Origin of the sequence: Pseudomonas sp. MWU12-3088, assembly GCF_023242405.1 — a bacterium.
Taxonomy (GTDB): domain Bacteria; phylum Pseudomonadota; class Gammaproteobacteria; order Pseudomonadales; family Pseudomonadaceae; genus Aquipseudomonas; species Aquipseudomonas kribbensis.
The window spans coordinates 18,669-36,825 of record NZ_JALJEA010000017.1 but is presented as its reverse complement, the minus strand read 5'-3'; the positions used below and the strand labels follow the sequence as shown (position 1 = coordinate 36,825).

Below are 18,157 nucleotides of genomic sequence, written 5' to 3'. Positions count from 1 at the left end.
GCATGCGCACGATCGTTTTCAGCAGCCAGACCTACGACCGCGACAGTTTCCTTGCCGTCGACTGCCCGGCCGGCATCGAACTGCACTTTCAACCGGCCCGACTGAGTCTCGACACGGCACCACTGGCCGACCGCCACGAAGTGGTCTGCGCCTTCATCAACGACGACCTCGGCGCTCCCGTGCTGGAACGTCTGGTGGCCGGCGGAACCCGGCTGATCGCCTTGCGCTCGGCGGGTTACAACCATGTCGACCTGAACGCTGCCAAACGCCTGGGGCTGATGGTCGTGCGCGTTCCGGCCTACTCGCCCCACGCGGTGGCTGAACATGCAGTGGCACTGATTCTTGCGCTCAACCGCCGCCTGCACCGAGCCTACAACCGCACCCGCGAAGGCGATTTCAGCCTGCACGGCCTCACCGGGTTCGATCTGGTCGGCAAGACCGTCGGCATTGTCGGCACCGGCCAGATCGGCGCCACATTCGCGAAAATCATGCACGGTTTCGGCTGTGAGCTGCTGGCCTTCGACCCGTATCCGAACCCGGCCGTCGAAGCCCTGGGCGCGCGCTACCTGAGCCTGCCGCAACTGCTGGCGCAATCGCAGATCATCAGCCTGCACTGCCCGCTCAACGAGCAGAGCAAGCACCTGATCAACCGTGATTCGCTGGCGCACATGCAGCCGGGCGCGATGCTGATCAACACCGGCCGCGGTGGCCTGGTGGACACGCCGGCACTGATCGACGCCCTGAAGGACGGTCAGCTGGGTTATCTGGGGCTGGATGTTTACGAAGAAGAGGCGCAGCTGTTTTTCGAAGACCGCTCCGACCTGCCGTTACAGGACGACGTGCTGGCGCGGCTGCTGACCTTCCCCAACGTGATCATTACCGCGCATCAGGCGTTCCTGACCCGCGAAGCATTGGGTGCGATTGCCGCGACCACCCTGCATAACATCGCGACCTGGGCGGCGGGATCGCCGCAGAACCAGGTCGAGGGTTGAAGCATCAGTTTTTTCAGGACGGGGACAGGGAAGACGCGAGGATCAGCAGCCCCAGCCAGCCGAACCCGAAAAGCCGCTGCTTGAGGGAATGACCGCTGCGCAGCAGGAACCAGACAAAGATCATCGGCATCAGGAACGCCATGATCTTCAACCAGCCTTCGACCGGACGCACGCCGTCGGCATTCAACCGAGGTTCGGCCGCTCGCTCGGCCTGTTGCCGGCGCCGGCGTCCGGCAGCGGCGGGCATGACTTTGGGTTCCGGGGCAGGCGCGGGGGCTGCGACGAAAGCTTCGGGAACCGCCTTGTTCCGGGGCAGACTGCCAAAGGAAATCGTTGATCCACCGGAGCTCGCCCTGGCCGGTGCCTGCGCCTCCGTCAACGGAGCCCCGCAATGAATGCACGCCGTCGCTTCGGAGCTCACGCTCCGCTTGCATTCATAACATTCGATCAGCGCCATGTTCCGTTCCTTAGAGATGAAGGCGGCAGTTTGCCACGACTGTGGTGTCGATTTGAACCGGATCGAAGGTCGCACGTGCGCGTTATTCTGCAATCAAGCCCGTGCTAGCATGTCGCGCATATTTGGAGGACCCATGGTCGAACACGATTTCCGCTACACCCTGATGAACCCGCAACACACCCTCACCGAATGCCGCGCCCTCGTACCGGGCCGTTATCAGGTCACCGGCAACGGTGGCTCGATCCGTATCGGTGACGTGCTGGTCGTGACCCTCAAAGGCAGCAAGGACTTGTCCATGCGCCTGACCGTCGACACCGTCCGCCATCTGATCAACCCGCCAGGTCAATGGACTGCGATGACCACCGGCCCGGTGTTCGGCGAACTGGCGATCCACACTTGGCAGGTCAACTGCGACAGTTGCGCCAAGGAGCTGAGCTTCGAATTCGCGGTAGACGCCAAACTTGGCAAACCGGCCGAGAAACCGGCCGCCACGGCGCGCATCGCCGAGCTGGGCTGGAAAACCGTCGGTGACAAGCACCTGTGCCCGAAATGCCAGGAGCCTGCATGATGAAACGCCTGGCCCTGACCGCCGCTGTCGGCGCCGGCCTGATGGGCTGCGCCGCGGAGCCTGTGCAACTGCAACAGGACCGCAGCTACATTCTGGAATGGATCGGCGAGCGGCCACTGATGGATTACAGCCACCTGACCGTGACCCTCGGCGAGGATGGCCGGGCCTACGGCAATGGCGGCTGCAATCACTGGTTCGCGCCCTACACCCTCGATGGCGACAAGCTCAGCTTCGGCAAGATCGGCAAGACCCGCAAACTCTGCGCTCCAGCGCTGATGGAACAGGAACAGCGTTTCCTGCAGGCCCTGGAGAAAGTCGAGCGCTGGGACATTTCGCCCATCGAGCAGATGCGCTTCTGGCCTGCCGAAGGCAAGCCGTTGCGCTGGTGGCTGGAAGAGGGCTGAGCCTTCTGATCGTTCCCGCGCACCGCGTGGGAACGATCCTCAATTGGTCGCCTGCAGCGCCTCAAGCTTCGCCATCACCCCCGCCGCCGTCTGCTCACCCATCAACTGTTCCCGCACCTTACCCTTGTTGTCGATGATGTAGGTCACCGGCAAGGCTTCGCTGCGCGGCAGTTCGAACAGATCCGCCGGATCCTGCGCCAGCACGGTGAACTTGATGCCGAGTTTCTCGCTGGCACCTTTCAGTTCTTCACCCTGCACATTGTCGAAGTTGACCCCGAACACCCCGATCTTCTTGCCCTTGAGTTCTTCGGCCAGATGATTGAGTTCCGGGATTTCCGTGCGGCACGGACCGCACCATTCGGCCCAGTAATTGAGTACCACCCATTGTTTGTCGAGGCGCTCGGACGCGACTTTCTGCCCGTTCTGATCGATGCCGTAGTCGTTACCGCAGCCCCCCAGCATCAACGCCCCGATGATCGTCAATGCCGCTGCCAGTCGCCGTGTCATGTCGTGTTCCTTGTGAAAAATTGAATGCGCCTGCGACCCATCGCCTCCCAAGGTTCTGGATTGCGCGCTGCACAGTTAGAATAGCCGCCACTCTACGCAAGAAGCGACCCGCCCATGACCGATCTGACGCTTTATCACAACCCGCGCTGCTCGAAATCCCGCGGTGCGCTCGAACTGCTCGAAGCCCGTGGCCTGACGCCGAACGTGGTGCGCTACCTCGAAACGCCGCTGGACGCCGCGCAAATCAAGGCCCTGCTCGGCAAGCTGGGCATCAGCGCCCGGCAACTGCTGCGCACCGGCGAAGACGAATACAAGACCCTGAACCTGGCCGATGCCAGTCTCACCGAGAAACAATTGATCGACGCGATCGCCGCGCATCCCAAGTTGATGGAGCGCCCGATTCTCGAAGCCGGCGACAAGGCCGTCATCGGCCGCCCACCGGAGCAGATCCTGGAGCTGTTGCCGTGAGTGCGCCGTACATTCTGGTTCTGTATTACAGCCGCAGCGGTTCGACCAACGAAATGGCCCGGCAGATTGCCCGGGGTGTCGAACAGGCCGGCCTCGAAGCGCGCCTACGCACCGTGCCAGCGATTTCGACCGAGTGCGAAGCCGTATCGCCGGACATTCCGGATGAAGGCGCGCTGTACGCCACGCTGGATGACCTGAAGAACTGCGCCGGCCTGGCCCTCGGCAGCCCGACCCGTTTCGGCAACATGGCCGCGCCGCTCAAATACTTCCTCGACGGCACCAGCAACCTGTGGCTGACCGGCGCGCTGGTCGGCAAACCGGCCGGGGTGTTCACGTCCACCGCCAGCCTGCACGGCGGCCAGGAAACCACACTGCTGTCGATGATGCTGCCGCTGCTGCACCACGGCATGTTGATCACCGGCCTGCCCTACAGCGAGTCGGCGCTGCTCGAAACCCAGGGGGGCGGCACGCCGTACGGCGCCAGCCATCATGCCGGGGCTGATGGCAAAAGCGGTCTCGATCAGCACGAAGTGGCGCTGTGCCGCGCACTGGGCGCACGCCTGGCCAAAACGGCCCAGAAGCTGGGGAACTGAGATGGCCCGAAAGCCGAAAGTCCTGCCCGCCGTCGAATGGCTGGAGCCCCGTGTGCGGGCAATGCGGGTGATCAGTCTGCTGTGCTTTTTCGGTCTGGCCGGACTGCTCGCCGCGTATTACCTGGTGTTCGCCGACCTGCACGGCGCACGGCCGTGGGTGATTCTGCTGATCGAACTGATCCCGTGGCTGGTGCTGGCACCGGGCATGATCATGGGCAGCACCCGCGGGCATTCGTGGATGTGCTTTGTGGTGAACCTGTATTTCATCAAGGGCGCACTGGCGGCATATGACCCGAGCCGCCAGGTGTTCGGCGTGCTGGAGATGATCGCCAGTCTGGCGGTGTTCTGCTCGGCGCTGCTGTATGTGCGCTGGCGGTATCAGCTGAACCGCAAGCTGGCCGGCGAAGGCGAAGTCTCCGTCGCCTGACAGCTGTCCCGAGATCGTTCCCACGTATTGCGCGGGAACGATCACTCGGTCTCAATGATTGACGGTATACGCCAGCATCATCGAAATCTGGCTCATCGGCCGCCCACCGCTTTCTTCATGCCACTGGTTGAACGCGTTCTGTACCGTGGCCAGATCCCGCAGACTGCTCGGCGCCTTGTCGACGATCTTCTGTGCATTCAACGCCGCGACCACATCGTAGCTCGGCACGAACGTGTCCTTGCCGACCATGCGCAGGAAGCGTGGCGCCGACAGCCCGCCCAATTGATGACCATGCTTTTTCAGGTAGGTCCACAGGCCGACGATATCGGTCACCGGCCAGTCCGCCAGCAATGCGCCGAAACTGCCCTTCTCTTTCTCGACGTCCAGAATGAACTGCGCATTGCGCGGCACGCTTTTCAGTTTGCCCAGGTGACGGATGATCCGTGCGTCCTGCATCAACCGCTCAAGGTGTTCGGCGCTCATCAGCACGACTTTTTCCGGGTCGAACTTGAAGAACACTTCCTCGAAGGCCGGCCACTTGGCGTCCACCAGGCTGTGTTTGAGCCCGGCACGAAACACCCGCAGGGCCATGGTCGAGAGATAACGGTCGTCGCTGATCTGGCGCAGTTGCGCCGGGGTCTTGGGAACGGGCAGATGGGCTTCCAGTTCAGCCGCCGAACCGAAGCGGTTCAGACAGTATTCGTGCAGCCACTTGTAATCGCGCATGCCCTCTCCTAAAAAACGAATGGAAAACGGCGCCCGCGAGCGCCGTTTTTTTTCAAGCGATCGGATCGCTTACAGGTTCACCACGTTGACGAAACGCGAAGCCGCGGTTTCATCAATCTTCAGGCTGGTGAAGTCGAACAGGTTACGGTCGGCCAGTTGCGACGGGATCACGTTCTGCAGGCTGCGGAAAATGCTCTCGGTACGGCCCGGAGTCTTGCGCTCCCAGTCCACCAGCATTTCCTTGACCACCTGACGCTGCAGGTTTTCCTGGGAGCCGCAGAGGTTGCACGGGATGATCGGGAATTGCTTGAAGTCCGAGTAGGCCTGGATGTCTTTCTCGTTGCAGTAGGCCAGCGGACGGATCACCACGTTGCGTCCGTCGTCGGCGCGCAGCTTCGGTGGCATGGCCTTGAGGCTGCCGTTGAAGAACATGTTGAGGAAGAACGTCTCGACGATGTCGTCGCGGTGATGACCGAGGGCCATTTTGGTCGCACCGATTTCGTCGGCGAAGGTGTACAGCGTGCCGCGACGCAGGCGCGAGCACAGCGAACAAGTGGTCTTGCCTTCCGGGATCAGTTCCTTGACCACCGAGTAGGTGTCTTTCTCGACGATGTGGTACTCGATGCCCAGCTCTTTGAGATAGGCCGGCAGCACGTGCTCGGGAAAGCCCGGCTGCTTCTGGTCCATGTTCACGGCGACGATCTCGAACTTGATCGGTGCAACCTTCTGCAGGTGCATCAGCACGTCGAGCATGGTGTAGCTGTCCTTGCCTCCGGACAGACAGACCATGACCTTGTCGCCGTCTTCGATCATGTTGAAGTCGGTGACTGCTTCGCCGGCCAGGCGGCGCAGGCGCTTTTGCAGTTTGTTCTGGTTGACCGTAAGAGTGCCCATGACGCGAAATCCGTGAGGTGTGACGAAAGGCGGGCATTTTACGCAAAAACACCGGGGTTGTGGCCACAGGTTGTCGCCCCCTCGAATGCCCGTTTGCACAGACCCCGACGCGATTACCCCGCCGGTTTACAGCGCGATTTGCTCTAAGACCCCAATACCTGTGCGGTTAAGACCTTCCTATACTGCGACATAAGGTCGCACGCAATCTGAAGACCTGTATTTGCTCGGCCACATTGGCCCGTAGGCGCTCCGCTGGGGGGCGATGGCAATAACGAGAGGAGTGACTGGCATGATCCATCACGTAGTGGGACTTTTTACCCACCCCGATCAGGAATGGAAGGAAATCCGTGGCGACCAAGAGGAAAGCATCAGCCACATGTACCTGACACACACGCTGATTCTGGCGGCGATCCCCGCTGTTTCGGCGTTTATCGGCACAACGCAGGTCGGCTGGGTCATCGGCAGCCGCGCCCCGGTGATGCTCACCGTCGAAAGCGCGTTGTGGATGACCATCATGTCGTACCTGGCGATGCTCGGCGGGGTCGCGGTCATGGGTGCCTTCGTGCACTGGATGGCCCGCACCTATGACGCCAACCCGAGCCTGGCCCGTTGCGTCGCGTTTGCCACCTACACCGCGACACCGCTGTTCGTCGGTGGCCTGGCGGCGCTGTATCCGCATATGTGGCTGGGGATGATCGTAGGTACGGCGGCCATCTGCTACACGGTGTACCTGCTGTATGTGGGGCTGCCGACCTTCATGAACATTCCGTCTGACGAGGGATTTCTGTTTTCCAGCTCGGTGCTGGCGGTGGGTCTGGTGGTGCTGGTGGCCATCATGGCGTTTACCGTGATTGTCTGGGGACTGGGCGTGGGGCCCGTCTACACAAATTAGCTGGTCGCACCGCCGAGAAGAACAAGATCCGCCAACACAGGCCGCCGCAAGGCGGCCTTCTCATGCCAGGGAAAAGCGCCACGACCATTCGGCAGTTCGGCGATACGCAAGGCCGGACGGTTGCGGCATACTCCGACTCTCTGGAGATCCATCAAGCATGCCCGAGCAACTCAATACCCGCGTCGAAGACTGTTTCCAACTCGCTGAATCCTTTTTCAAACGTCCTTTCAAACGCCCGGCGGTGAGCCTCAAGCTGCGCGGGCAAAAAGCCGGGGTCGCGCATCTGCACGAGAACCTGCTGCGCTTCAACCCGCAGCTGTACCGGGAGAACACCGAACACTTCCTCAAGCAGACCGTGGCCCACGAAGTCGCGCACCTGATCGCCCATCAACTGTTCGGCGACCGCATCCAGCCCCATGGCGAGGAGTGGCAACTGATCATGCGCGGCGTTTACGAGCTGCCGCCGGATCGCTGCCATACTTATGAAATCAAACGCCGCAGCGTGACCCGCTATATCTACAAATGCCCGTGTGCCGACAGTGATTTTCCGTTTTCGGCCCAGCGCCATAGTCTGGTGCGGCAAGGCCGGCGCTATTTGTGCCGACGCTGTCGCAACACCCTGGTGTTCAGTGGCGAGATGCGGGTCGAGTGAGTCAGGCGATCACCTTGGCTCGCCGCAATTCGGCAATGCGCTCAACACTCAAGCCCAACTCCCCCAACACCTGATCCGTATGCTGCCCCAGCGCCGCCCCCACATGTCGCGGCGCCGGCAACGCTTCGGAGAACTTCAGTGGACAAGCGATCTGCGCCTGTGACGAGCCATCTCCACGGGGCACCTGCGCCACCAGTTCCCGCGCCTGCAACTGCGGGTGCTGCACCGCCTCGCCCAGGCTCAATACCGGTTCGACGCAGGCATCAACCCCGGCGAACAGCTCGCACAATTCAGCAAAGTCATGCTTCTCGAACTCGACCTTCAAGGCGTCCTTGAGTGCGCGTTGCTGCTCAGGCTTGGGTGACAACCCCTGAGCCGCCAGTTCCGGCCGCCCCAGCGCCGCACACAGTTGCTGCATGAACGCCGGCTCCAGACTGCCCACCGACATCCAGCGCCCGTCGCGAGAACGGTAGTAATCATAGAAACTGCCACCATTGAGCATCTGATCCTCCCAGCCCGGCTCCTCGCCGCAGGCCAGATATCCGGCACCGGCCATGGCGTTCAGGCTGAAGGCGCAGTCGGTCATGCTCACATCCAGGTGCGTGCCCTGCCCGGTTTGCTGTCGTGATATCACTGCCGCCAACAGGCCGATCACCCCGTGCAGCGAGCCACCTGCGATATCCGCCACCTGCATGCCCAGCGGCAACGGCCCGCTGTCGGCGCGCCCGGTGTAACTGGAGAGCCCGGCCAGCGCCAGATAGTTGATGTCGTGGCCGGCGCGATCCTTGTACGGCCCGGTCTGGCCGTAACCGGTGATCGACACATAAATCAGCTTCGGATTGATCGCCTTCAGCGCCTCGTAGCCCAGCCCCAGCCGCTCCATCACGCCGGGGCGGAACTGCTCCAGCACGATGTCGTAGTCCGCCAGCAACTGCTTCACCAGCTCCAGCGCCTCGGGTTGCTTGAGATCCAGCGCCAGGCTGCGCTTGTTGCGGTTCAGATAAGCGTGGCTGGCCGAGACTCCGTGATCGTGAGGCGGCAACACCCGCAGCAGATCAAGGCGGGTCGGCGATTCGATGCGCAACACCTCGGCGCCCATGTCCGCCAGCAACAGCGAGGCGAACGGCCCCGGCAGCAGGGTCGAGAAATCCAGAATCTTCAGTGAGGCCAACGGTGCAGACATGGGCGATCTCCATCAACGATGCATGCAGCCTAGGCAGCCATGAACAATGGGGCAATTACCGGATGCGTCAGTTGCGCTGACCGTTGTGCTCAAATCGTGCACTTAAATCGCAGACATGAAAAAACCCGCCGAAGCAGGTTTTCCCATTCAAGCGATGCTTACTTCACATTGCTCGGGGTCGGGCCTTCGGCCACACCCAGGTCGTCTTCGTGACGCTGGTCGACGATACCGCGACCGCCCGAGGCCAGCTCGGCGTCCAGTACGTCGGTGTCCAGTTCCTTGACCCACTTGGCCACAACGATGGTCGCAACGGCATTGCCGACCAGGTTGGTCAGGGCGCGGGCTTCGGACATGAAGCGGTCGATCCCCAGGATCAGCGCCAGACCGGCTACCGGCAGGTGACCTACCGCCGACAGGGTGGCGGCCAGCACGATGAAGCCCGAACCGGTCACACCGGCGGCGCCTTTGGAGGACAGCAGCAGCACCACCAGCAGGGTGATCTGGTGAGTGATGTCCATGTGGGTGTCGGTCGCCTGAGCGATGAACACAGCCGCCATGGTCAGGTAGATCGCGGTACCGTCGAGGTTGAACGAGTAACCGGTCGGGATCACCAGACCCACTACCGATTTCTTCGCGCCCAGACGCTCCATCTTGATCAGCATGCGTGGCAGTACCGATTCCGACGAGGAAGTGCCGAGTACGATCAGCAGCTCTTCACGGATGTAGCGGATCATCTTCAGCACGCTGAAGCCATGCATGCGGGCGATGGCACCCAGCACGATCAGGATGAACGCCAGACAGGTGATGTAGAAGCACGCCATCAGTTGACCCAGCTGCACCAGCGAGCCGACACCGTAAGCGCCGATGGTGAAGGCCATCGCACCGAAGGCACCGATCGGCGCAAGCTTCATGATCATGTTGATGATGTTGAACATCACGTGGGCGAAGCGATCAATAAAGTCCAGGATCGGCTTGCCGTAGGCACCCAGGCGGTGCAGGGCGAAACCGAAAATCACCGAGAACATCAGCACTTGCAGGATGTCACCGGTGGCGAACGCGCCGACGATGGTGGTCGGGATCACGTTCAGCAGGAAGCCGACAACGCTCTGGTCAGCACCTTGCTGCACGTAGGTGGCGACTTTCGAGGCGTCGAGGGTGGCGACGTCAATGTGCATGCCGTTGCCCGGCTGCACGATGTTGACCACGATCAGGCCGACCAGCAGGGCGATGGTCGAAACGATTTCGAAGTACAGGAGTGCGTAACCGCCGGTCTTGCCGACCGACTTCATGCTCTGCATGCCGGCGATGCCGCTGACCACGGTGCAGAAAATGATCGGGGCGATGATCATTTTGATCAGTTTGATGAACCCGTCACCCAGTGGCTTTACGGCCACGCCGAACTGCGGGTAGTAGTGGCCGAGCGCAATACCGATACAGATTGCGACGATCACCTGGAAATACAGGGATTTGTACAGTGGCTGACGAGTCGTCATTGCAAAGTTCCTCAAGAGTCCCGCGTGGCAACATCCATCTGTTGAACGCGACACTTGAATTGCGAACCCTCCTGCACTGGAGGGATTTGTTGTGTCGAACGGCGCTTGCCCGGACCGGCTCGGCGCACGCTTCTGTCGCTCTTATCGCAAACGTCGTGCCACTTTGGTGCAAATCGCTGCAAGCCTTTTGATATCAGGGGATGCAGGTTTTTCTGTGTCACCATCCGGTTACTCAAGTGTGGCGGATTTCCGCCAACACACCTGCTCTCGTCCTACAATTTGGCGGAAATCCGCCTTGTTGCCGATCAGGGCCGCCGGCTACCATCGGTCGCCAGAGGAAGGATTTGCCGCTTATGCGCGAACGCACCATCGCCAGTCACTTCGCCCGTGCCGCCCTCGTCGGCGCACGCCGTCGCGGATTCGATTATTCGGGCCTGCTGCTGCAACTGGGCATCAGTCCCGAACTGCTCGACGAGCCCCGTGCGCGGATCGCCCCGGAACTGTTCACCCGACTGATCCAGAACCTGTGGCTGGCCCTGGACGACGAATGCCTGGGCTTCGGCAACGCGCCCAGCAAGACCGGCAGTTTCGCCATGATGTGCCACGCCATCATCCATTGCCGCAGCCTGGAAAAGGCTCTGCAGCGCGGCTTATTGTTTTATAGCCTATTCCCCGAGGCCCCGCGCCTGAGCCTGACCCATGAAGACGAATGGGTGCGTCTGAGCCTCGACGATGCGCAATGGTGGGACCCGGATCACTTTCTCTCCGAGAGCCTGCTGGTGATCTGGCATCGCCTCGGCAGCTGGCTGATCGGCCAGCGGATTCGTCTGGAACAGGCAAGTTTCAGCTACCCGAAACCGGCGCACGGGGCAGAGTACGATTTGCTGTTCTCGTGTCCGCTGGCGTTTTCGGCGCCGCAAAGCAGTCTGGTGTTTCACAGTCGCTATCTGCACATGCCGCTGTTGCAGGACGAGCGCACACTCAAGCACTTTCTCGAACGCTCCCCCGCCGACCTGCTGTCTCGCCCGGACGACGGCAACAGCCTCAGCAGCCGGTTACGTCGCCTGCTCAGCCATGACAGTGCGCGCTGGCCGGACCTGGAAGCCGTCGCGGCGCACCTGCACATCAGCCCGCAAACCCTGCGCCGGCATTTGCGCGAGGAAGGCACCAGTTTTCAGGAGTTGAAGGATCAGTTGCGCCGGGACATTGCGATCTATCACCTGGGGCGGGCGGATCTGTCGTTGCAACAGATCGCCGAACAGCTCGGGTTCTCCGAGCCGTCAGCGTTTCATCGAGCGTTCAAGAAGTGGACGGGGCTGACGCCGGGGGCGTATCGGGCGCAGGAGCAGTAGGCGGTCACACCGCCGGAAAATGAATCCTGAACGCCGCCCCGCCCATCGGCGAATCGCCCAGGGTCAATTTGGCGTTGTAGCTCTCGATGATGTCCTTGACTACCGCCAGGCCGATCCCCTGCCCCGGGTGCTGGCGATCCAGACGTTCACCGCGTTCAAGGATCCGCGCCCGTTGATGCTGTGGCACGCCGGGACCGTCGTCTTCGATGCACAACTCGATTCCGGCCAGGGTTTCGCGCACGCTGATACGCACTTCACCCAGGCACAGGCGATAGGCGTTTTCCAGCAGGTTGCCCAGCATTTCCAGCAAGGCGCCCTGCTCGATCGGCAGGTAGCAGTGTTCCGGCAGGTCGAATGCCACGCGGACGCGCTTGTCGCGGTAGACCTTGTCCAGAGTGTCGCACAGGCTTTTGAGCACCGGGCGCAGGCGTACCTGATGGCGCACCAGACCGCTTTTGCGCAGGCTGGCGCGTTGCAACTGGTAGCTGATCTGCTGACTCATGCGTTCGATCTGGGTTTGCAGCACCCAGGCCTGATCGCGATCTTCGGGGCGCTGGGCCATGTCCTCGCTGACGCCCTGCAACACCGCCAACGGGGTTTTCAGGCTGTGGGCCAGATCGTCGAGGGAGTCGCGGTAACGGCTGCGTTGCTGACGCTCGCTGTGCAGCAAGCGGTTGAGCGAGCCGGTCAGGCGCAACAGTTCACGAGGGTGCTGTTCGGTGAGGCTTTCGCGGGTGCCGCTTTCGATTTCGTCCAGTTCCTGACTGAGCCTGCGCAGGGCTTTCAGGCCCCAGGTCAGGCCGATCCACAGCAACGAAAGCAGCACCAGCAACGCAGCGCCGAAGCCGAGGTAGAGGTTTTCCCGCAGGCCTTCGAGGGTGGTTTCGTATTCACGCACCGGTTGCAGCGCGACGATGCTGAATGCCGCGTTCTTGCCGCCGAGCAGTTTGACTTCGACGTCGTAGACGAAGAACTCCTGACCGCTGGCTTCGCGAATCCGCGCAAACTCGCTGCCCATCCCGTCGTAACGCGGTTTGTAGTTGATCTGTTCTTCCTGGGTCGCTTTCGAGCGCCAGACCAGATGACCTTCGCGGTCGTAGATGTAGCCGAGCAGACGGAAGTCGGCGAGGTTGAAACGCTCGTCCGGCAACTGCATCGGCATCACCAGCCGACCGTTTTCAATCCGTGCCGCAGAAATCAGTGTGGTGACATCCGAAGCCAGGCGCTGCTCGATGGAATCCTGCAGCGCCAGGCTGAACGCCCCTTGCATCGCCGGAAGCAGGGCGAGCATGAACAACACCGCCAACGTCGTGGCGGCCAACATCAAGCGAACGCGAAGCGAACGGATCAAGTGCAGCGCTCATTGAACAGGTAGCCGAGCCCGCGCACCGTGTCGATCGGCTTGAACCCGGCCGGGCCTTCGAGCTTGCGCCGCAGACGTCCGACCAGCACTTCGATCACGTTCGGATCACGCTCGTCGTCGTCCGGGTACAGCTGTTCCATCAGGCGATCCTTGGGCACCACTTGCTGGTGGTGACGCATCAGGTACTCGAGAATCCGGTATTCGTAGGCGGTCAGCGCCAGCGGCTGCTCATCGAGGGTCGCCTGTTTGCGATTGAGGTCGAGCAGCAGCGGCCCGGCGACGATGGACGACTGGGTAAAACCGCTGGAGCGACGCAGCAGCGCATTGAGCCGGGCTTCAAGCTCTTCGAACTGGAACGGCTTGACCAGGTAATCGTCGGCACCGGCGGCCAGGCCTTCGACCTTGTCCTGCCAGTTGCCACGGGCGGTGAGGATCAGGATCGGAAAGCTCTTGCCGTCCTGGCGCAACTGGCGGATCAAATCGAGTCCGCCCATGCCCGGCAGGCCGAGGTCGATCACCGCCAGGTCAAAATTGAATTGCCCGGTCTGGTACAGCGCCTCTTCGGCATTGGCCACGGACTCGACCACGTGACCGCTTTCCGTCAGGCGGGTTTGCAGGTGATGGCGCAACAGCGCTTCATCTTCGACGACCAACAGTTTCATGACACTCTCCCGGGCCAATCAGCATCTCCAACAGCATACCTGCGACAACGGTGTACTGCCGCTTTTGAGGGTCCTGTTCATTTCATCCCTCGGACGTGGTTCAAGATTACTGAACCCGGCCTGTACCTGCCCTGAACGCACCCTGAACCCGGGCGCAATCAAATGAACTAGGCTGTCTTGACCTTTTATTGTCAGGAGACCCGATCATGCGCCTGTTCCTTGCCCTCACCCTGCTCGCCTTCAGCAGCCTCAGCGCGGCTGCGATCAAGACTGAGGAAATACCTTATCAGAGCGCCGATGGCACGAAACTGATCGGTTATTACGCCTATGACGACGCGATCAAGGGACCTCGCCCCGGTGTGGTGGTGGTCCATGAATGGTGGGGGCTGAACGACTACGCCAAGCGCCGCGCCCGGGATCTCGCCGGGCTCGGCTACAGCGCCCTGGCGATCGACATGTACGGTGACGGCAAGAACACCGAGCACCCGAAAGATGCGATGGCGTTCATGCAGGCGGCCACCCAGAACGCCGATGCCGCCAGCAAACGTTTCGAGGCCGGCCTCGACCTGCTGAAAAAGCAGCCACAGACCGACACCGGCAAACTGGCCGCCATCGGCTACTGCTTCGGTGGTGGCGTGGTATTGAATGCGGCGCGCCAGGGTGTACCACTGGCGGGTGTGGTGAGCTTCCACGGCGCACTCGCCACCAAGACTCCGGCGACGCCCGGCAGCGTCAAGGCGAAAATCCTCGTCGAGCACGGCGCACTGGACAGCATGGTCACCGCCGACAACGTCACGGCGTTCAAGTCTGAAATGGACAAGGCCGGCGCCGACTATAAATTCGTCAGCCTCGACGGCGCCAAGCATGGTTTCACCAACCCCGATGCGGATCGCTTGAGCCACGGCGATCACGGTGGCCCGGACATCGGCTACAACAAGGCTGCGGATGAAAAATCCTGGGCGGACATGCAGGCCTTTTTCAAGAAAATCTTTGGCTGAGCCCACTGGTTCCCGCGCCCTGCGCGGGAACGTTCCACACCTGCGCACTATCCAGCCTCAAAGCAACCCGGCAAAATGCCCGCCATGAATTCCAGCCCTCTCCTCCCCGCCTGCTGCACCCCGCTCGATGCCCATTGGCCATTGCCGATCGTGCTGCCGGACACCGTGCTGCTGAGCACCCATTTCGACCCGTCGCAATTGCTCGGCGATGATTTCCGCCGCAGCGCCATCGAGCCGCCACCGAGCATCCAGCGCTCGGTGGCCAAGCGTCAGGCGGAGTTTCTCGCCGGGCGGGTCTGCGCCCGGGCTGCGCTAGAGCAGCTGGAAGGCTCAGGCAGTGTCCCGGCCATTGGCGAGGATCGCGCACCGGTGTGGCCGGCACATATCTGCGGCTCGATCACCCACAGCACCGGTCGGGCGGCGGCGATTGTCGCCAACAAACGACACTGGCGCGGGCTGGGCATGGATATGGAAAACCTGCTCAACGCCGAACGGGCCGAACGCCTGGCCGGGGAAATCCTCACGCCAGCGGAGCTGCAGCGCATGGCCGCCGGCGCTCGCGATCAACTGGCGCTGTGGGTGACGCTGACGTTTTCGGTGAAGGAAAGCCTGTTCAAGGCCTTGTACCCGATCGTTCAGAAGCGTTTCTATTTCGAGCACGCCGAAGTGCTCGAGTGGACCGAACATGGTCAGGTACGGTTGCGACTGCTGACGGACCTGTCCAGCGAATGGCGCAACGGGACCGAACTGGATGCACAGTTCGGGGTGCACGACGGGCAGTTGTTGAGCCTGGTCAGCATCCAGGCTTGAGCGGTTTCAGCGCCGCTCCTGATTCCGCGGCCAGCTCAGGCTGAAACACGCCCCGCCCAGACTCTTGCTCTTGCCGATCAGCGCCCGGCCGTCATGCCAGTGAATGATCCGCCGCACGATCGACAGCCCCAATCCATGCCCACCGGACGCCCGGGTACGACTGTCATCCAGCCGCAGAAAGGGCGTGAAGATTTTCTCCCAGGCACTTTCCGGCACACCGGGGCCGTCGTCCTCGACATCCACCCGGCAACGCATCTGCCCGACCTGATAACTGACCGTGACCTTCGAGCGTGCATGACGCATGGCGTTGCCCACCAGATTCTGCAAGGCGCGATGCAGATAACGCGGCTCGGCCTCGACCCAGGCATCGTCGCAATCAGCCGCCGACAGGCACAAGCCGCGTTGCACCGTGACGTCGGCGCGCAGTGGCGCCAGCTCTTCGATCACCTGATTGACCAGTGCATCGAGGTCGATGCGCTGGAAGGTCAGCGCCGGCGAGCCCTGCTCCAGCCGCGCATAGGTGAGCATTTCGTCCACCAGCTTATCGAGGTCCTCGATGTCGTGGTCCATGCCCTCGCGGTACTTCTCCAGCGCTTGCGGGGTGGTAGCCGAGCCGATCATTTCCAGACCGAATCGCAGGCGCGCCACCGGCGTGCGCAACTCATGGGACACCGCGCGCACCAGCTCACGCTGGATCGCCAGCAACTGTTGCAGGTGCTCGGCCATGCCGTTGAACGCCGCCGCCAGTTTGCCCACCGAGTCGGCACCGCGTGCCGGAACACGGGTTTCCAGGCTGCCCTTGGCGATGCGCGTGGCCGCTGCTTCGAGACCGCGCAATCGCCGCTCCAGCTGACGCACCAATAAATAGACGATGAGGCCGATCAGGGTCAGACCCAAAGCGGCAATCAGCACCAGCCATTGCGGCGGGTACGGATTCATCTGATAGAGCGGGCCGATTTCCAGCACCCACGGCGTGCCGACCATCCCGGCGAACACCCGAATCGAATCACCGCCCTTGCCCAGCGCCATCACCGTATCGCCTTCCGAGACGCGACGGCTCTGGTCTTCATCCATGTCGGCCTCGTCCACGGTAACCAGCCGCAGATCGAAGCCGAAGCCCTTCTCTTCCTTTAATTGCGCGAGGCGTTTGGGCTGCTCGCCCACCGGCACCCGCACCAGTTCATCGGCCAGCAGGTAGATGGTCGCCCGGGCCAGTTGCTCGCTGATCTGCTGCACCTCGCCGACCAGCACCAACTGCTCCTTGTCGCTGACCAGTCGATAGACCTTTGCCGCGTGCGGCCCGGTCTGCTCCACCAAGGCCTGGCCGCGCTGCACGCGGGTGCGCTGGGTCAGATCGAGATCGGTCTGGGTGAACGTCTGCAACGTCAGCGGAATCCCCAGCAGCCGCTCCCACACCAGCAAGGCGCGGTGGCGCTCGGTCTCGTTCATCGGTTGCAGGTTGTCGGCCATCAGCGAAAACGTGCCATGGGCCAGGCGTTCGCGGTATTGCTCGCTGCGCACCTGGTTGAGCAGGTGCAGCGCCAGCACGCCGAGTACCGCCACCAGAATCAGCGCCGCGCACATGCCGCCATAGATGCGCAGGAAGATCGAGTTCACAGCGGCAGTTCTACGCAGGCTTCAGGCACGAACAGATAACCTTTGCTGCGCACAGTCTTGATCAGGCGCGGATGATCGGGGTCGTCGCCGATCTTCGGGCGGATGCGCGAGATGCGCACATCGATCGAGCGGTCCTGACCGTCGTAACCAATGCCGCGCAACGCGGTGAAGATTTCTTCCCGTGACAGGATGCGCCCGGCGTTGGACACCAGCAGCCACAGCAGATCGAATTCGGCGCTGGTCAACTCGATGCCGCTGTCGCTCAGCCAGGCTTCGCGCAAGGCGTTGTCCACTACCAGCGGGCCGAATTGCAGACGGCGTGGTTTGCCCGCCGCCGGCTCCGGTGCGTCACTGCGTCGCAACAACGCCTGGATGCGCGCGAGCAACAGTCGTGGGCGGACCGGTTTGCACACGTAATCATCGGCGCCGATGTCGAGGCCGAGGATCTGGTCGGCGTCGTCGGTACGCGCGGTCAGCATGAGGATCGGCCCGTCGTACTGGTCGCGCACCTTGCGGCAGATGCTCAGGCCGTCTTCACCGGGGAGCATCAGGTCGAGGATCACCAGATCCGGCTGTTCCTTGATGATCCGCGCCGCCGCCAGCGCCCCGTTGCCTTCGATCTCCACACGCAATCCGTTGGCTTGCAGGTATTCGCGGGTCAGTTCGGCCAGACGCTGGTCGTCCTCGACTATCAATACCTGCCAGGCTTCTTGCTCCACGGGTGACCTCTGCTTGCCGATGCTGCGAATAAAGGAAGGATCCTCCCGTCTTTTTGTCATCTTTAAGGAGGATAAGAATGCGTGTGTCAGGGCCGATTGTATAAACGGCGTACAGCGAGAACACAAGTCGGTAAATGCGTTCGGACAAGGCCGTTTTTTGTGATAGGGTTCGCGCCCTTAAAAATCCGCTGAAGCGTTTTTCCCGGCGAAAAAACAGTGACAAACGGTCTAGCTCAGCAGGTTCACGGCCTACAAAGGTTTTCCCTGTTTCGCACACAATTTACGCACAGGGTTATCCACAGGCTGTCCGTTGCAATCGCCCCCCAAAACGCATTATCTTGTAGCCCGCGCTCAAAAAAACCCTACATGTAGGGGTTCGC

The 18,157-nt window shown here is 61.8% G+C and carries 21 protein-coding genes; 11 read left to right on the top strand and 10 right to left on the bottom strand.

Annotated features, from left to right (window positions below; translation table 11 throughout):
• The first annotated feature begins 2 nt into the window (after positions 1 to 2).
• The gene (locus M5B98_RS27505; RefSeq protein ID WP_248744574.1) at positions 3 to 992 is read left to right on the top strand and encodes a 2-hydroxyacid dehydrogenase; all 990 of its coding nucleotides are present in this window, start codon (positions 3 to 5) and stop codon (positions 990 to 992) included.
• A gap of 13 nt (positions 993 to 1,005) precedes the next feature.
• Here M5B98_RS27505 and M5B98_RS27500 read toward each other — a convergent pair whose 3' ends face one another.
• Positions 1,006 to 1,449 (bottom strand): hypothetical protein, encoded by a 444-nt coding sequence (locus tag M5B98_RS27500; protein ID WP_248744573.1) that lies wholly within the window; start codon positions 1,447 to 1,449, stop codon positions 1,006 to 1,008.
• Positions 1,450 to 1,582: 133 nt separating this feature from the next.
• Here M5B98_RS27500 and M5B98_RS27495 point away from each other — a divergent pair, with 133 nt between their 5' ends.
• Together M5B98_RS27495 and M5B98_RS27490 are read left to right on the top strand one after the other, a co-directional pair.
• Positions 1,583 to 2,017: a hypothetical protein gene (locus M5B98_RS27495; protein ID WP_248744572.1), complete on the top strand. Its 435-nt coding sequence runs from the start codon at positions 1,583 to 1,585 to the stop codon at positions 2,015 to 2,017.
• On the top strand, positions 2,017 to 2,421 hold the full coding sequence (locus tag M5B98_RS27490) for an META domain-containing protein (RefSeq protein WP_248744593.1): 405 nt from the start codon (positions 2,017 to 2,019) through the stop codon (positions 2,419 to 2,421). Before M5B98_RS27495 ends, M5B98_RS27490 begins: the two co-directional genes overlap by 1 nt.
• 39 nt (positions 2,422 to 2,460) lie before the next feature.
• Here M5B98_RS27490 and M5B98_RS27485 read toward each other — a convergent pair whose 3' ends face one another.
• On the bottom strand, positions 2,461 to 2,928 hold the full coding sequence (locus M5B98_RS27485; protein WP_248744571.1) for a TlpA disulfide reductase family protein: 468 nt from the start codon (positions 2,926 to 2,928) through the stop codon (positions 2,461 to 2,463).
• A 114-nt stretch (positions 2,929 to 3,042) separates the two neighbouring features.
• Between M5B98_RS27485 and arsC the strand changes: the two genes are divergently transcribed.
• The 3 genes from arsC to M5B98_RS27470 are packed head-to-tail and all read left to right on the top strand — an operon-like array spanning position 3,043 to position 4,416.
• Positions 3,043 to 3,396 (top strand): arsenate reductase (glutaredoxin), encoded by a 354-nt coding sequence (gene arsC, locus M5B98_RS27480; RefSeq protein WP_115078888.1) that lies wholly within the window; start codon positions 3,043 to 3,045, stop codon positions 3,394 to 3,396.
• A complete protein-coding gene (gene wrbA / locus M5B98_RS27475) occupies positions 3,393 to 3,989 on the top strand; it encodes an NAD(P)H:quinone oxidoreductase (protein WP_085683574.1) in 597 nt (198 codons plus the stop codon). Before arsC ends, wrbA begins: the two co-directional genes overlap by 4 nt.
• Position 3,990: 1 nt before the next feature.
• Positions 3,991 to 4,416: a DUF2069 domain-containing protein gene (locus M5B98_RS27470; RefSeq protein WP_248744570.1), complete on the top strand. Its 426-nt coding sequence runs from the start codon at positions 3,991 to 3,993 to the stop codon at positions 4,414 to 4,416.
• 51 nt (positions 4,417 to 4,467) lie between these two features.
• Here M5B98_RS27470 and M5B98_RS27465 read toward each other — a convergent pair whose 3' ends face one another.
• Entirely contained in the window at positions 4,468 to 5,142 is a 675-nt protein-coding gene (locus tag M5B98_RS27465; RefSeq protein WP_085730411.1) for a DNA-3-methyladenine glycosylase I, read from the bottom strand.
• Positions 5,143 to 5,211: 69 nt separating this feature from the next.
• A complete protein-coding gene (ttcA, locus tag M5B98_RS27460; RefSeq protein ID WP_064598661.1) occupies positions 5,212 to 6,036 on the bottom strand; it encodes a tRNA 2-thiocytidine(32) synthetase TtcA in 825 nt (274 codons plus the stop codon).
• A gap of 289 nt (positions 6,037 to 6,325) precedes the next feature.
• Between ttcA and M5B98_RS27455 the strand changes: the two genes are divergently transcribed.
• Both M5B98_RS27455 and M5B98_RS27450 read left to right on the top strand, forming a co-directional pair.
• Positions 6,326 to 6,928 carry a Yip1 family protein gene (locus tag M5B98_RS27455; RefSeq protein ID WP_085710991.1) on the top strand — a complete coding sequence of 201 codons (603 nt, stop codon included), beginning with the start codon at positions 6,326 to 6,328 and terminating at the stop codon, positions 6,926 to 6,928.
• A gap of 157 nt (positions 6,929 to 7,085) precedes the next feature.
• Positions 7,086 to 7,580: a SprT family zinc-dependent metalloprotease gene (locus M5B98_RS27450; protein WP_248744569.1), complete on the top strand. Its 495-nt coding sequence runs from the start codon at positions 7,086 to 7,088 to the stop codon at positions 7,578 to 7,580.
• A 1-nt stretch (position 7,581) separates the two neighbouring features.
• Here the strand turns inward: M5B98_RS27450 and M5B98_RS27445 are convergent, their stop codons facing one another.
• On the bottom strand, positions 7,582 to 8,763 hold the full coding sequence (locus M5B98_RS27445) for a CaiB/BaiF CoA transferase family protein (protein ID WP_248744568.1): 1,182 nt from the start codon (positions 8,761 to 8,763) through the stop codon (positions 7,582 to 7,584).
• 158 nt (positions 8,764 to 8,921) lie between these two features.
• Positions 8,922 to 10,256 (bottom strand): dicarboxylate/amino acid:cation symporter, encoded by a 1,335-nt coding sequence (locus M5B98_RS27440; protein ID WP_085710993.1) that lies wholly within the window; start codon positions 10,254 to 10,256, stop codon positions 8,922 to 8,924.
• Positions 10,257 to 10,609: 353 nt separating this feature from the next.
• Between M5B98_RS27440 and M5B98_RS27435 the strand changes: the two genes are divergently transcribed.
• Positions 10,610 to 11,608 (top strand): AraC family transcriptional regulator, encoded by a 999-nt coding sequence (locus tag M5B98_RS27435; RefSeq protein ID WP_248744567.1) that lies wholly within the window; start codon positions 10,610 to 10,612, stop codon positions 11,606 to 11,608.
• A gap of 4 nt (positions 11,609 to 11,612) precedes the next feature.
• Here the strand turns inward: M5B98_RS27435 and M5B98_RS27430 are convergent, their stop codons facing one another.
• Together M5B98_RS27430 and M5B98_RS27425 are read right to left on the bottom strand one after the other, a co-directional pair.
• Positions 11,613 to 12,959 carry an ATP-binding protein gene (locus M5B98_RS27430; protein ID WP_248744566.1) on the bottom strand — a complete coding sequence of 449 codons (1,347 nt, stop codon included), beginning with the start codon at positions 12,957 to 12,959 and terminating at the stop codon, positions 11,613 to 11,615.
• The gene (locus M5B98_RS27425; RefSeq protein WP_085710996.1) at positions 12,956 to 13,633 is read right to left on the bottom strand and encodes a response regulator transcription factor; all 678 of its coding nucleotides are present in this window, start codon (positions 13,631 to 13,633) and stop codon (positions 12,956 to 12,958) included. Before M5B98_RS27425 ends, M5B98_RS27430 begins: the two co-directional genes overlap by 4 nt.
• Positions 13,634 to 13,839: 206 nt before the next feature.
• Between M5B98_RS27425 and M5B98_RS27420 the strand changes: the two genes are divergently transcribed.
• Together M5B98_RS27420 and M5B98_RS27415 are read left to right on the top strand one after the other, a co-directional pair.
• On the top strand, positions 13,840 to 14,631 hold the full coding sequence (locus M5B98_RS27420) for a dienelactone hydrolase family protein (RefSeq protein ID WP_114884849.1): 792 nt from the start codon (positions 13,840 to 13,842) through the stop codon (positions 14,629 to 14,631).
• Between the two features lie 84 nt (positions 14,632 to 14,715).
• The gene (locus tag M5B98_RS27415; RefSeq protein WP_248744565.1) at positions 14,716 to 15,441 is read left to right on the top strand and encodes a 4'-phosphopantetheinyl transferase family protein; all 726 of its coding nucleotides are present in this window, start codon (positions 14,716 to 14,718) and stop codon (positions 15,439 to 15,441) included.
• A gap of 6 nt (positions 15,442 to 15,447) precedes the next feature.
• On the opposite strand, the gene M5B98_RS27410 is transcribed toward M5B98_RS27415, so the two are convergent.
• Entirely contained in the window at positions 15,448 to 17,058 is a 1,611-nt protein-coding gene (locus tag M5B98_RS27410) for an ATP-binding protein (RefSeq protein ID WP_248740072.1), read from the bottom strand.
• Positions 17,055 to 17,777 carry a response regulator gene (locus M5B98_RS27405; RefSeq protein WP_085711000.1) on the bottom strand — a complete coding sequence of 241 codons (723 nt, stop codon included), beginning with the start codon at positions 17,775 to 17,777 and terminating at the stop codon, positions 17,055 to 17,057. Before M5B98_RS27405 ends, M5B98_RS27410 begins: the two co-directional genes overlap by 4 nt.
• Positions 17,778 to 18,157: the final 380 nt, after the last annotated feature.